This window comes from Parageobacillus thermoglucosidasius (assembly GCF_001295365.1).
Classification (GTDB): domain Bacteria; phylum Bacillota; class Bacilli; order Bacillales; family Anoxybacillaceae; genus Parageobacillus; species Parageobacillus thermoglucosidasius.
Map to the genome: position 1 here is coordinate 283,835 of NZ_CP012712.1, position 14,679 is coordinate 298,513.

General features: G+C 34.7%; 12 protein-coding genes and 2 pseudogenes. All 14 read right to left on the minus strand.

The window, feature by feature from the left end:
• Positions 1–15: 15 nt before the first annotated feature.
• The 14 genes and pseudogenes from AOT13_RS01425 to AOT13_RS19850 all read right to left on the minus strand — a co-directional run bounded on the left by AOT13_RS01425 (position 16) and on the right by AOT13_RS19850 (position 14,355).
• Complete coding sequence (locus AOT13_RS01425) at positions 16–1,146, minus strand: glycosyltransferase family 4 protein (RefSeq protein ID WP_003247857.1); 1,131 nt, start codon at positions 1,144–1,146, stop codon at positions 16–18.
• Between the two features lie 244 nt (positions 1,147–1,390).
• On the minus strand, positions 1,391–2,521 hold the full coding sequence (locus tag AOT13_RS01430) for a glycosyltransferase family 1 protein (protein ID WP_003247856.1): 1,131 nt from the start codon (positions 2,519–2,521) through the stop codon (positions 1,391–1,393).
• 223 nt (positions 2,522–2,744) lie between these two features.
• Positions 2,745–3,281 (minus strand): annotated as a pseudogene (locus AOT13_RS21280) (ISL3 family transposase); the annotation flags it as partial.
• A 766-nt stretch (positions 3,282–4,047) separates the two neighbouring features.
• Positions 4,048–4,848, minus strand: a complete 801-nt coding sequence (locus AOT13_RS01435) for a glycosyltransferase family 2 protein (protein ID WP_003247854.1) — start codon at positions 4,846–4,848, stop codon at positions 4,048–4,050.
• Positions 4,849–4,858: 10 nt separating this feature from the next.
• Complete coding sequence (locus AOT13_RS01440; RefSeq protein ID WP_003247852.1) at positions 4,859–5,905, minus strand: EpsG family protein; 1,047 nt, start codon at positions 5,903–5,905, stop codon at positions 4,859–4,861.
• 628 nt (positions 5,906–6,533) lie between these two features.
• Positions 6,534–7,508, minus strand: coding sequence for a glycosyltransferase family 2 protein (locus AOT13_RS01445; protein ID WP_003247850.1), 975 nt, complete (start codon positions 7,506–7,508; stop codon positions 6,534–6,536).
• A 114-nt stretch (positions 7,509–7,622) separates the two neighbouring features.
• Positions 7,623–9,050: a flippase gene (locus AOT13_RS01450; protein ID WP_003247848.1), complete on the minus strand. Its 1,428-nt coding sequence runs from the start codon at positions 9,048–9,050 to the stop codon at positions 7,623–7,625.
• 352 nt (positions 9,051–9,402) lie between these two features.
• Complete coding sequence (locus AOT13_RS21340; protein WP_035501702.1) at positions 9,403–9,705, minus strand: polysaccharide biosynthesis protein; 303 nt, start codon at positions 9,703–9,705, stop codon at positions 9,403–9,405.
• An 80-nt stretch (positions 9,706–9,785) separates the two neighbouring features.
• On the minus strand, positions 9,786–10,460 hold the full coding sequence (locus AOT13_RS01460) for an exopolysaccharide biosynthesis polyprenyl glycosylphosphotransferase (RefSeq protein WP_080938519.1): 675 nt from the start codon (positions 10,458–10,460) through the stop codon (positions 9,786–9,788).
• A pseudogene (locus tag AOT13_RS01465) lies at positions 10,432–11,357 on the minus strand (UTP--glucose-1-phosphate uridylyltransferase). Before AOT13_RS01465 ends, AOT13_RS01460 begins: the two are co-directional and overlap by 29 nt.
• A 700-nt stretch (positions 11,358–12,057) precedes the next feature.
• Positions 12,058–13,248, minus strand: coding sequence for an ISL3 family transposase (locus AOT13_RS01470; protein WP_060678123.1), 1,191 nt, complete (start codon positions 13,246–13,248; stop codon positions 12,058–12,060).
• A 181-nt stretch (positions 13,249–13,429) separates the two neighbouring features.
• A complete protein-coding gene (locus AOT13_RS19840) occupies positions 13,430–13,711 on the minus strand; it encodes a hypothetical protein (RefSeq protein ID WP_050946910.1) in 282 nt (93 codons plus the stop codon).
• A gap of 87 nt (positions 13,712–13,798) precedes the next feature.
• Entirely contained in the window at positions 13,799–13,999 is a 201-nt protein-coding gene (locus AOT13_RS20875) for a hypothetical protein (protein WP_232511555.1), read from the minus strand.
• A gap of 62 nt (positions 14,000–14,061) precedes the next feature.
• A complete protein-coding gene (locus tag AOT13_RS19850; protein ID WP_157776776.1) occupies positions 14,062–14,355 on the minus strand; it encodes a hypothetical protein in 294 nt (97 codons plus the stop codon).
• Positions 14,356–14,679: the final 324 nt, after the last annotated feature.

Genomic DNA, 14,679 nt, shown 5'->3' on the forward strand with positions numbered 1-14,679 from the left:
TCCATAAAATTAAAGTCATTCTCTAATAAAACGTGAATAAATCTTCTGTATCTCATGAAGAACATTTGTTAAGCTATAAGGTTGAATCTCATTCAAAGAAGCTTGTCCCATTTGCTCACGTAGTTTTTTATCATTAATTAACTTTACAAATGACTCAATTAAAGATTCGTTATCTTCTAAGTCGACTAAAAATCCATTTACTCCATGTTTCACCAAATCTCTTGATCCCCTTATATTTGTTACAACTAAAGGTTTTCCAGAGGCCATTGCTTCCATAATACATCTAGGTAAGCCTTCTCGAAATGATAATAATGTTACAATATCTGAGTCGGACAAAATCATTGGGATATCATTACGAAACCCTAAAAAGTGGATATTTTCCAAATGATTTTGCTTCACATATTTCTTGAGATCCGCCTCTTTTTCACCTTTACCTACAATCACGCAGTGAACATTGGAGTTATACTGCAAAATTTTCTTCCAATTTCTCAGTAAAAATAAATGATTCTTATTATGATTTAGTTCTGCAATATATGTCACTACAACATCATTCTTTTTAATACCTAGTTGTTCACGGACATTAGCATCCTCATTAACATTATATTGCTCAAGCGAAACACCAACCCCATGCGTAAAAAATAAGGATTCTTTCTCCCTGAATCCCAGTCGTTGACCATGGTTATAATCCTCTTTATTAATTACTATTAAGCCATCTGTCCATTTTCTCGCTAGCTTTTCAGCCGTATAATAAATAAGCCAGTTTTGAATAGGAGCCCCTTCATAGAAGTGAAATCCATGGGCCGTATAAAGAACTGATCCTTGTTTACATTTTTTTGCTGTGTATCTTACTAAAAAGGCAGCAACCGGAGTATGAACATGAATTAAATCAAAATAATATTTTTGAAATAGTTTTAGTAGTTCCCTTACGGCTTTTAAATTCGATAACTGATAAGGTGACCGTGAAAAAGGAATATCCCAACAAATAACCCCCATCTCTTCTATTTCCTCTTTACGCCCATGATTTGGATTCGCCACTACATGTACCTCATAACCTTTTTCTTGCAATAATCTTATAAACGGTTTATGAAATGCTGCTAAGTGAGAATAAACAGTAGCAGCAAATAAGACTCTTTTTTCCTTCGACATCAAAAATCACTACTTTCTCTTTTTCTAAACATGTTGTAAAACGCATTATTCACGTATAGATGAAAAAAGTTCCAAGCCCTTAACTTGGAATTTAAATAAAGCGACCAAATCAAACCGCTAAGAGAGGAACTGTTATAATTTTGCTATCGAATATTACAATGTTTGGAGAAATAAATTTTCTTTTAGCAATACTATCATTTCTTTGCTAGTTAAATCTTATATTCACTATTTGTTATCGCCAATATTAAATACTGTATATTTTCCGAAGACTTTTAACACTTTCAACGACATCGTATCCCTTTTTTCTAAAAGCCCTTAAAATAATATCTTTACTCGGTCTTTGAATCTGACTCTGCTTGAGAATTTCATACTCCCAACGGTCCAATTCGTCACCAAGATTAACAAAACTTATAAGATTAAGCCCCAAATCTACCTCCGGTGTTATTACATCAGAAACTACGCACGGTGTTCCAGCTGCCTGAGCCTCAACAAGAGACACTGGCAACCCCTCATATATAGATGGCATAATAAGCACGTCGAACATATTCAATAAGTTAGGGATATCGGAACGCACCCCAAGAAAAAGAATTTTATCACTTACACCTTCCAAGACTGCTTGTTGCTCTAATTCCTGACGCATTTCACCGTCTCCAACAAACATCATTTTAAAATCTATACCATTGTCCTTAAGTTTACGAGCAATTGCAATAGAAAATTTATGATTTTTAACCTTTTTTAACGCTCCCACTTGGCCTATGATTAGTGTTTCCTCAGATATGCCAAACATTTTTCGTATAAATTTAGCATCTTCTTTGTTAAGACAATAATACTCAGACAAGTCTATCGCATTTGGAAATACGATTCCTTTTTTGTCGAAAGTTTTCCCGAAGAGAAAGTGACCTGCATCTTTTCCACAGGCAAGAAGATGTGTTGCGTTAAACCTTATTAGTAATTTCATAACAATTTGATAAACCTTATGAATCAAAGTATCTTCAGTAGCCTTCGTACTGTGAGAATGGGCGATCCTGCAAGTAACCCCTGCAATTCTAGCAGCCAATAAAGCAAGTCCTATATTATGTAGTGTATGAGCATGAACAGCACTAAAGGGTCCATTTTCCCTTATGACTTTTACTAAATTATGAATAAAACGTATAACCCCTACTTCTCTTGGGGAAGGTACGCGGAAAATTCTCCCGCCCATTCGCCTTATCTCAACATCAAAATCATTTTCTCTATTATTAAAATAAACAAAATCAAATTGAATTTTGTCTCGATCTATAACCCGATAGAGATTCATTATCATAATCTCCGTTCCACGACGATTCATCCCGCCTACAATGTGAAGTATCCTTTTCTGTTGACTATTTTCATACAAACTTCTGTCCCTCCTATATACCATTATTTATTTTGGGTCTTCACCATTTTCTGTGATTTCTACTCAATCCTAGAAACATGTTAGCTGGATGAAATATGCTTATTAGACATAATCCTTCTTCCGCATACAGATCACGAAGTGGATAGAATGGAAACAGTCAAGTGCTTTCCTTGACGGGTTCCATTCTACCAACTATCATGGCGATAGCGGAAGAAGTGTATACTTAGACATCCAGACTACCTATAGTTTTCCTTGTACACTTCAAAAATACACGTAGATGAAATCGTTCTAGATTTCAATAACCATATGCCCGGCATTTGATGTTTTTGATCTTGTGATTGGTTTCTTCCATTCGAGCATTCGTATACAGGCACAAAAAGTATTGAAGAATAGGCTCCTTCCATCTTTCAAGGGTATTGGCTGCTTACTGAAAAGAGACAAAAGTGCTTTGCTTCGCTGACAAAATCCATTCTTTCAAGCATTCCTTTGCTTGGTCATATTCATCGGTTCAATAGAAATCTCGAAATAGCTCCTTGAGATAATAAGCAATCGAAAGAGCGGGATATTCCTCCAAGATATCGTTCAATCGAAACTTACGAAGTTTTTCATACCCTTTTAACAGAAGGAATTTAACCTTTTTCAACTGTGGGAACTCTTTTCATGATTGATCTAAGGCTTATGTCATCTTTTGAACCACATAGTACTTATCGATGACAATCAAAAAAGCAGTCAGAAACAGGACATGAACCGCATAACCATATGAAAGAAGTTCTTGTTTAACAATTTTTAAATTCTGGCAATCCTAGTGGTATAGAAAGCACTTACGAGACTTCCTTAATGTTTATTTCGCCTCTAACATTATTGCCAAGATCTCGCCAGTGTCTTCTCCCTTTTGCAACTAAAACAAAATTTGGTGATGAACCTTTATTTTCGCCTATGCATAGCATACGGTATAAATTTCAGAAAGATATTATTATCAAGCGCATTGACTAACTAACAAAATACAGACAGTCGTGTATAGTAAAAAAAGCACTTTTCCTGCAGAATGTGTGAGTATCACCAAACCAAACCAAACACAGGAAAAAGATGCTCTTCATGAACAAGCATACTACTGAATGTACCGACTCCCACAGAAGTATACGGTATATAACTAGCTATTCGCTGCTTTAGACACATATGGTCCTATATAATTTTGGATAATCCAACAATTATGACATCATACCAGAAATATTGCTCCTCTCTATGGAAGCACGTGATTATCAAATCTATTTTTATACAAATTAATTAAAGATCGATAAATTAAATATTCCTAATACAGCAATAAATTACCAAAAAAATCACCTCTAACGCACAACTTAGGAGCATATTCCAAATTTTGAGTTAGATTAACATCATTCTGCTAATTTTATAATCTAGTTACTCTCTCTTCGAACCTTACAATACACATATTTTAACGTATGTAAGCAATTAAACGAAATAATAAAACTCTGTTTACTACACCGATTATCTGTTACATCTGCAAATTTTTATATTTTTGCTCTTTTTGTATGATAATATCTCATAATACTATTCGGAATAACCATCGCTACTAAAGGCTTTAGAGCAAAGATTCTTTGAGAATAGGGAATATTTAATCTCTTACAAGCATCTAATCTTGCACTTGTTTCAGCTAGTCTAAATTTTTTCTTCCTCCGACTATAAGCATTCCTATCTTCTCTATAATAAATTAAAGGTTCCTGAATATTTTTCAATATAAAATTATGTTCGAAAAATTTAATCCATAAATCATAATCTTCAAGACGTTGCCTTGTTAACTTGGTATCTGAATATCCACCAACACGAAGCAAACTTTCTTTCTTCATAATAACAGTAGGATGAATAAAAGGTGCACTTACAATCATACATCTTTTGTCTGGTAACATAGGGGGTTGCCGAATACCCCATACACCCTTTTCATCAAATACATAAGCACCCGCCCCACATGCATCACAATCATGGGTATTCATAAATTTGATTTGTTTTTCTATTCTATCTCTTACCATAATATCATCGCCATCATGGCGCATTATATATTCGCCCGTGCTTATTTCTAGACAATTATTCAATGTTTTCGCTAACCCCATATTTTTTCCATTTTTAATTACCTGTATTCGCTTATCTTTTCTAGAATATTCAAGTGCAATTTGATACGTATTATCTGTAGATCCATCGTCACACATAATTAATTCCCAGTTATCATATGTTTGATTTAATATTGAATCTATGGATTCATTCAAAGTTTTTTCACAGTTATATATACCCATAATTATGGAAACTTTCACATTCATTTCCTATACCTCACATTATATAAGTTTTATATGGGATTAGATTAGCATAAAAAATTAAAGAAAAAATAAAAACCACTAAAAAGACTATTGTAAAGTAATATTTATACATCCACCTTTCTATGGATTTCATTCGACATAGAATATTGGGCAACAATAAAACCAAAACAATACCAAAATAAGCTTCCATCCTCTGTACAAAAACGTTATAAAATCCCAACATCATAAAAAACAAAGATATCATTAATAAGGTTTTCTCATACTGATATTCATTATACTTAGTAAAGAAAAGAAGGTATAATACTATAATTACTCTCAATACAAATAATAATATTGATCCTGTTCCTCCAGGCTGAGGTTCGAAGTAAACAGTATATCTAGGATTTATATTAGATAATATTTCAAATAAAAAAGACATTCTTCCAAAAAGCATTACAAACACGATACCAAAAATCAATATACCAATAAGCATTGTAAATGTTGGTTTTACTTTTTTTGCTATTAATTGGATGATCATTGCAATAATGCAAGTTGAATGGAATAGGGATCCTATTATATTAAATAATAGAAATTTCTTTTTATCCGTATTTACATATTGAAGAGAATAAAAATTAATAGCGATGGCTATCCATTGCCTAATGGTATTGAAAGGCCCCGTATAAAGACCTAAAAGAAAAAAAAGTAATATTGAAAAAGCAAAGTCTTTAGAATCCTTTTTTATCCTCACATAAATTGGTATATACGTTAAAAACGCGCTTGCCCAGAAAATTCCATATGGGCTATCCGAAATTCTTTTTGTTATCCAACTTAATACATAGTAACCAAATTCTTGGGTCGTAGCATTATAATCATCAAGACTAAAATTACTTGATACAATATTATTGTATATAAAATAATATATTTCATAATCTGTACCAACATTAAATCTAATTCCTGAAAAAATTATTAAAATCAATAATATGAATATATCTAAAAATGTCCATTTTTTTGTTAGATTTTTGAACTTTATCATTAAAGCTGTTAAATAGGTTATTAAAATAACTAAAAAATATACTAACATTGCCTATACCACTCGCTAACATAAATTGAGAAATACACAATTCATATATAAATTGGGCGTAAAAGACCCTCTCTTTAGAAGTCAGATACAGTGACCAAAATCAACTATAAGAGGTGAATACTATTACAATTTTCAATTTGACGAACATGCAATTTACGATGAAGTTAACTCCCTATTAGAGCCTTTATTTGATACATCCATTAACTCCCTTTGTCAGAAACACCTTATATAAAAGAATGATTACTAATTCCAAGAAAGGAAATCTTTGTTACATGTTTTTTAAAAGCCTATTTTGCCACCAATTCTTGGCGACTGTCAGTCAACACCTTGCATAGCTTTCACTACTTCCGACATGCTTGTGAACTTCGGGAAGTTCCACCTCTCCCTACATTCTCCCTTGATGTCAAGTGATTAAAGAAATAAGGATTTTAGGCATTCGCTATCTAAAATTAGTAATCATGCATTCCCTTCAAAATCAGCACTCGCACTTCATGAGTGAAATGAGTACATGATATTACTGTTTCAAAGAACTATTGCTACATTTTTTGTATGACCACGATAGGAAGAATTTCAACACAATATATATCTTGTATACTTACGATTGAATCTGAGTCCAGTTTTTCAACCCTTACCGCAGCAATTTTTTTAATATTCCAAAGGTTAAACCCAGAAAGTAATTTGTTCTATATAATTTTTCCAAAACTCTATTTCTGTATTTCTCTCTCATTAAAAATTCTGAAATATAATTATTACCCAAATAACAATCTTTTTCCTTTTTCCAATTATTATAAAAATCTTTATGAATAGAACTTAGATTAGAAAACATCACAACTCTGTAATAGTAAGTATGCATATATTTTAGATAAAGGAACTCATTTTTATATTTTTCATAAAGATTATTTTTCTTTAAAAATTCTTCGATTTTATTTAATACAATATAAATATCATACATACTCTCCCGATAAGAGTTCATTGCACTTCCTTGTCTCTGTATATAATGCAAAAAGAATTTTTCTATTTTCATAATTTTTTTCGCATGTAGAATCAGAAAAAAATTAGCTAATAAATCTTCACCAATTCGAACCTTCTCACAATATCCTATATTATTAGAAATAAATAGACTTCTCCTATATAACTTTGTCCAAACACAAGGTATAATATTTCCAATTAAGAAATCTTTAAGTGGATCATCACAGGTTAATTTTCCATCTATAAGAGGAACCATCTTCCCATTATCATAGTCGACATATGCATTAGCAATAACAATATCAGCATTACTCTCCTCAGCTGCCTCATACATCTCCTTTAATGCATTTGTCTCAATCCAATCATCAGCATCTATTTGAAAAATATATTTTCCTGTTGATTGAGACAATCCATAATTTCTTGCTGCTGAAACCCCACTGTTTTTTGAATTTATTATCTTTATTCTATTATCGAAGCTACAAAATTTATTGATAACGTTTAAGGTATTGTCTGTAGAACCATCATTAATTATTATTATTTCAACTTCTTCCAGCGACTGATTAACTATAGAAGTTAAACATCTTTCAATATAACTTTCTACATTATAGGCCGGGATAATTACACTAACTTTAACCAAAAATAACACTCCCATTCTAAATCAAACTATTATTATACAACTGTCTTTATACCTTTTACACATATAACAAATAAAGATGGTTCTTCTATAGTTTTAATATAACCATTAAAACAGTCAACATTTGCTTCTTTTTTTATACTCTTTAAACATAATATTAACTATTAATAAAGAACGTAACTGCTTATCTAACACAAGAACCAAGAATACAAATATCAAAACAAAAAACAAACTACCTACTAATGGATGAATATAATCTTTTAATAATATTCCTAAAAAAATAACAATCAGTAGAACAACCAGGTTATACAAAAATCCTCTTTGTAATATCAAAACACCATGTTTTTTATTAAACAATACTAAACCGATTAGCAATGACAATTCTATAACAACAACAGCTAATGCACCCCCTAAGGAATTAAGTGCTTTCCCTAGATAATAACAACAAAAAATAGCGACTATTAAAGTAATAAACATTACAAAAGTTCTCTTTTTTTGATAACCTTTTGTTGTTAACGAATCAGCAAGTGGATAATTAATTGATTGTAGTAAAACTACAATACAAACAATAGAAAGCAAAGAAGCAACTTTCTCCCAGTGTGCACCAAATAAAATATTTATCCACCAATTTGAATACAATAAAAATGGAAGCACCATACATCCACCTAGTAAAGTCATAGTCTTGGCTTCTATAATCGCCATTTCCAGATGTTTATCATATTCCCTATTTGATCCATACCTAAACAAAACAGGATAAAAAGCAGCAGCCACCACTCCCGGTACTTGGTAGAGAATAGAAGGAATCCGATAAGCAGCAGAAAAATAGCCAACTTGTTCAAAATTGGTCACCTTTTCTAAGATAATAAGTGGAACCTGAGGTAATATCATTACTAATAAACCACCTAATGTAAAATTTAATAGATCGTGTAGTAAATTAGAGTTCCACCCTCTAAATAAACTGATCTTTCTTGATAATAACAAAATACTAAAAAATCCCCCAAATAAACTCGAAAATCCGTAAATAAATGACAACAATGGCAAGGACCATTTAAAAATTAGGCCTAAAATCAAAGTAGCTGCTGTTATTACTCCCGATAGAGATCTAATAAGGGCTGTATAATGCATTTGTTGTACAGCTTGAAAATAAGTAGCCCCTATCCCTTGCATTGCAGCTCCTACTATTGTAGGGTAAACCATTAAATAAATAACCTTTTTTACATATGGATCCTTATATAATAGTTCCACTATTATATAAAGAATAATAGAAACAATAACTCCAAAGATTATTCTGAGCTTAAAATGACCACCTACTAAACTTACTAAATCGACTTTATCATCTTTTGTTGCCTCTCTAATAAAAGTATGTGATAAACCCATATCGGTAAAATAACCTGCAATGCTGGATATTGCTAAAGCCAAGCTAAGTATTCCGTAGTCATTAGCTCCTAGATACCTGGCAACTAAAATTGACGTCAAAGCAGAAAGTAGCCTTACAATTACATTACTCGTGAACAAATAGGTTGCATTTTTTAATATTAGATTCATATTCACATCCCTAGCTCGCTTAAAGTTAATTGAATATAGTTAGACTACTGCTATATTTACGAAAAAAATTATTATTAAAATTTCTTTAACTCAACAGGATTTAAGGAAAAAAATGAATTTAATTAATAATTGTGCAATTTTATGACATAGTCTAATACCAAACAAAATAATAACAATTATTATTTCATTATCCCACAGAAGCACTTGAAAAAAAACGCCGATGGATTATCTACGGTCTCCAACAATTTTTCTCTAACCTCCTCTCTAGCCATCTTTTTCAAACCCTTCATAAAGTCGTGAAAAATTTTCGCATCCGCCATCGTTGACTTCCAATAAATATTTTCGTTAGCACCTACTCCGGATGGATCTCGGTTTTCATTGAGTATCTCTTCAAATAGCTTTTCCTCGGTCGAATGCCGATAAATTCCATACCGATCTCTTCGAAGATATATCCGGATAGTTTAATCAGGTTTTTCATGAGATCGACGATTATGCCCGACTCGCCCATGTCCAAGACAAAGATTATACCGTCTTTGACGAGCGTGCCGACTTGGATTCGCTTTTTGAATAACAGATTGAAGCTGTCGAGGGTTTTCATGAAACGGACGGCGAAAAATTTCGTTTTGTTTGTCGTTTTATTTATTACTGTCATCATAATAAATAAAATGGCTTTAGTTCCTCTTACACATTATTTTTTACTTTTTTAACAAACTTTTTATAAATTTAATTCTTTTTCTATCTCGCACCATCACCTGTTATACAAACTTTTATGGTCTTCAAAATAATTTTAAGATCGAGCCAAAAGCTTATATTATTAATATAATAACGATCTAGCTCCAATTTTTCTCTAGGGGTAATGTCATATCCCCCATTCACTTGTGCCCATCCTGTTATTCCGGGTTTTACTTGCAAACGATCAATAAAGCCTGGGATTTCCTTATTAAATTGTGCAGTAAACATCGGTCTTTCCGGTCTTGGACCGATTAAACTCATATCGCCTTTCAACACGTTAAATAATTGTGGAAGTTCATCAATTCTCGTTTTTCGAATAAACGCTCCTACTTTCGTAACACGAGGGTCATTTTTTGTCGCCCATTGTGCTCCATTCTTTTCTGCGTTTACTCCCATGGAACGTAATTTGATAACTTTAAAATACTTTCCATGTAAGCCCACCCGCTCCTGTAGAAAAAACGCTGGACCAGGTGTTTCTAGTTTAATAATAATAGCAAAAATTAAAATAATAGGAATAGCAATTGGTAATGCCAATAATGACAACAATATATCTAAAAAGCGCTTTACATACGGATAATATTTTAAATTTGTTTTTTGATTTCTTATTATGTACTGCGTATCTATTGCAACTGCATACTCCTTAAAAAAATCATTTTTTTTTTCGGAGCCAACCCCCACTTTCTATCTCGCCTCCCAAATATTGATTACAGAAGTCCTTTTCTCTTTTAAGAACTTGTTTCATAAATTGAATCAAATCTTCTCTTAACTCCTCATCTGCACCACAAACTCAATCGCCGTTTTGATAAAACCGAGCCTCTCGCCGACGTCGTAGCGCTTGCCTTCAAATTCGTAAGCGAAGACGCGCTGGATTTCGTTCAGCTTTTGAATCGCGTCGGTGAACTGGATTTCTCCCTCGTCATCAGCTTCTTGTTTCTCAAGGAATAAAAATTCCAGTGTGAATAGGTATCTCCCCATAATCGCTAAGTTCGATGAGCATGCCTAGTGCTTGTTTTTCGACAAATCGACGAACTTGGTAGAGGCGTCCGTGTTGTTCGAGTGGGGCGATGATGCCGTAGCAGTGTTTTCCCTCATCTGGAACACGTTTGACGCCGATAACAGAGCTAAATGTTTGTTCATATTGGTCGATGAACTGTTTTAAGGCAAGGTGTTTCCGCTTGAACGATGTCATCATCAAGAGAACAGCAAACGGTTCGTCACCGATAAAGTTACATGCACATCAAACGGCATGGTCAAGCCCTTTCGATGCTTTTTAGCGTATGTAGTGAATATCGACTTTTGATGGTTCTTTTACTTTTTCCAGCACATCTAGTTTTCCTTTTTGCTTTAAGAGCTGTTCCAGTTCAAACGCGTTGTCGAAACAGTCTTCGATCGCGCGTTTTCCTTTCCCTGTGACGATGATAATATCTTCGATGCCAGAGGCGTTTTTTCGACGATGTATTGAATCGTTGGTTTATCGACGATCGGAAGCATTTCTTCCGGCATCGCTTTCGCTGTTGGTAAAAAGCGCGTGCCGAGTCCCGCTACTGGAATGATCGCTTTGCGTTCCTTTTTCAATGAAATCCCTCTTTTCTATGTATGGATAACAAAAAAATATGAATTTAGTTCTAGTCTATTCACGGCAATAGATCACAACTAAATTCATATAAAACCGGGCATCTAACCCGCCCTCACACCACACCCTCGACGACTAGCGTCTAAGGTGGCAAGACCGTCATCGTCCCCACCCACGGCATGGCCGAGTGCCTCCATTGATAACGGTAAGGAGACATCACCGACATCGAAAAACGGAGCCGATCATAACGCCGTAAAGAAAATGTTCCCCCGACGAGAAATGATTACACTTCGACAGAGGAAGATCACTTTCCCACTAGGCATTGCGAGGCGAAACTAGATATCGTCAAAAATAGTCATCATTTCATAATCCTTAAATATTTTAGGAGTAATCTACCCTTTTTATATTCAGTCAATTCTCTTATTTTCTCATCTAAATTTTCCTTTGTGTTGGCAATTTCAATCAAGTCCTGTCTAATTCGATCGAGGCTTTTTTTTTCAATTAAGATTATATGGGTCTTCACCATTTTCTGTGATTTCTACTCAATCCTAGAGACATGTTAGCTGGATGAAATAGGTTCATCAGTCAGGATCCTTCTTCCGCATACAGACCACGAAGTTGGTAGAATGGAAACAGTCAAGTGCTTTCCTTGACGGGTTCCATTCTACCAACTATCATACCGATAGCGGAAGAAGGGAGTGCTTAGGCAGCCTGACTACCTGTAGTGTTCCCTGTACACTCCAGAAATACACGTAAACGAAACCGTTCTAGATTTCGATAGCCATATGCCCGGCGTTTGATGTTTTTGATCTTGTGATTCGTCCCCTCGATTCGGGCATTCGTATATGGGCACAAAAAGTAGGAAAGAATAGGCTCCTTCCACCTTTCAAGCGTGTTGGCTGCTTCCTGAAAAGAAGCAAAAGGGCTCTGTTTGGCTAACTTAATCCATTCTTCCAAGCGTTCCTTTGCTTCGTTATATCCATCGGTTCGGTAAAAATCCCGAAACAACTCTTTCAGATAATAAGCAATGGAAAGTACCGGATACTCCTCCAAGATATCGTCTAATCGAAGCCGTTGGTCCTTACGAAGCTTTTCACAGCCTTTTAAGAGAAGATATCGAGCCTTTTTCAATGGAGAAAATTCCTTTCTTGCTTGATCCAAGGCTTGTGTCACTTTTTGAACCACATGGTACTTATCGATGACAATCGAAGCAGATGGAAACAGGGCGCGAACCGCCTTATGATAAGGTTCCCACATGTCAAGAATCACCGTTTGGACCATTTCTTTCGACAGGACATTTTGGCTCAACAAGTTGATGGCGGAGTCACATTGGCGATCGGCATGCATTCCCATGACCGATCCGGCTTTGGCATCCATCAATACGGTTTCATACTGATGTCCCTTTTTTACCGCGATTTCATCTAAGCTAAGCACCATCCCTTCTGGAGAAGAGACCTCCGTTGCTGTTTGGCGCTCTTTTGCTTTTTTCGATGCGATGGAGTAATAGATGCGTTCCAATGTCGTATATGGGATGCGGTGCTTTCGGCTAACCTCTTGAATGGTGGAGCCTTCACAAAGTTCATACAAGTACTCACAAAATCGATTGGTGTAGTGTTGATTGGGTGGAATCGATTCCAAAGAGGCGGAAAACACTTGGGAACAATTCCAGCACCGATAGCACTTTACCTTTACGAACAAGTACACCGGTTGATGGAAAATCGCCAAATCCCGTACTTTTCTTGTCCGTCTGTCGTGGACAGAGGAAGTGGCAAACCCACAATGAGGGCAACGTTCCTGTGTCTCTGTTTTCTCTACATGAATCGCATAACCATAGGAAAGAAGTTCTTGTTTAATAACTTTAAATTCTGGCAATCCTAGTGGTATAGAAAGCACTTACGAGACCTCCTTAATGTTTATTTCACCGCTAACATTATTGCCAGGATCTCGTCAGTGCTTTCTCTTTTTTGTCACTAAATCACAAAATTTGGTGATGAACCGATTATATAAGGCAGCACCTTCTACTTCACATACTTTTCCAATATGGATTTTTGAGAAAATTTGCTCCGGATAAATTTCATTTTCGTTCAATAGTTCTTTGTACAATTTTTTCTCCCAAACGAAGACCAATAAGTTCAATACCAATCTCCATCGACGTTTTTTTGTTCCGAATATATTGTTTTTCACCGCTTCCATCAGATTTAATTCCATGAGCTAATTCCATGAGCAAAACATGCTTGTGCGCTGCCGTATGATAGATAACATCTGGCTCATGTTCGCCAATAACCTCAAAAAATACAATCTCGATCTCGAAATATCCGCAATAACAGATATGATTTCTATTAAATCTTGATAGCAATTTTTTAACTCCATGTCAAATTTGGTAAATACTATTTTCCCCATGTCCAAGAAGAATCAATTTTTTTAGCTGAAACGTGCATATCTGTCAGTAAATTTCTGAACCGATAGATACTCTTGCTCTCGCGATCAGCACGGTGTAACCCGTAATATATTCCGAAATGCTGTCAATATCTAACTCCACAGGATCGCGACCAAGCAAATCTTCTACTTCCACTTCACGGAACTGCGAAACCTCCACTTTTCCTGTCAACAAATCTTCAATCATCGGCATAATTTTCGTTTTCACATTCGTTTTCACGCATTGTTCATAAATGGCTTGCATTTCCTTTCGTTTTAAAGATGGAATGGCTAGGATAATATAGTCAATTTTCTTTTCGGCAACAATGCGCGGAATATCCTTCGTCGTTCCTTCGACTGTAATTCCATAAAATTAAAGACGTTATTTTTTCGGATCATCGTCAACAAAAGCAACTGGTTCAATATCAATGATTCATTTTTTAAAAGCTGGCGGACAGCGGCATTGCCACCTTTTCCAGCTCCGACAACCAATGCTCGTTTTTTGTTTTTTTGATACGTGAACATACTGATCGCAGTATACTCTCCAAACAATCGTGACCCGCCAATAGCAATAATATGAATCATCCATGTCACTGCAAGGACACGAAAATATATGTCTTGATTAATGATATATTGAATAATTGCCGCTGTTGCCTACAAAAATCGTGACAGAATACACAATTGCCATCAGTTCTGAAACGCTAGCATATTCCCACACTCGCTGATATAGCCGAAAGATAAAAGCAAAAATATGGTGACTTGCCAGCAATGTAATCGAGCTAAACATACAATAATGGAACACTAAAAATAGGAAGTATTGGGTTTAAAAGAAAATAACTGAAATAAATTGCTGATAAAACAATAATCGAATCTAAAATAATTAATAGTGAAAGACGCTTTTGATAATCC

Bases quoted from the DNA above. Each gene is read 5' to 3' on its own strand.
- AOT13_RS01425 (WP_003247857.1), bottom strand. From the start codon at position 1,146: ATGTCGAAGGAAAAAAGAGTCTTATTTGCTGCTACTGTTTATTCTCAC.
- AOT13_RS01435 (WP_003247854.1), bottom strand. From the start codon at position 4,848: ATGAATGTGAAAGTTTCCATAATTATGGGTATATATAACTGTGAAAAA.
- AOT13_RS01440 (WP_003247852.1), bottom strand. From the start codon at position 5,905: ATGTTAGTATATTTTTTAGTTATTTTAATAACCTATTTAACAGCTTTA.
- AOT13_RS01450 (WP_003247848.1), bottom strand. From the start codon at position 9,050: ATGAATCTAATATTAAAAAATGCAACCTATTTGTTCACGAGTAATGTA.
- AOT13_RS21340 (WP_035501702.1), bottom strand. From the start codon at position 9,705: ATGATGACAGTAATAAATAAAACGACAAACAAAACGAAATTTTTCGCC.
- AOT13_RS19850 (WP_157776776.1), bottom strand. From the start codon at position 14,355: ATGATTCATATTATTGCTATTGGCGGGTCACGATTGTTTGGAGAGTAT.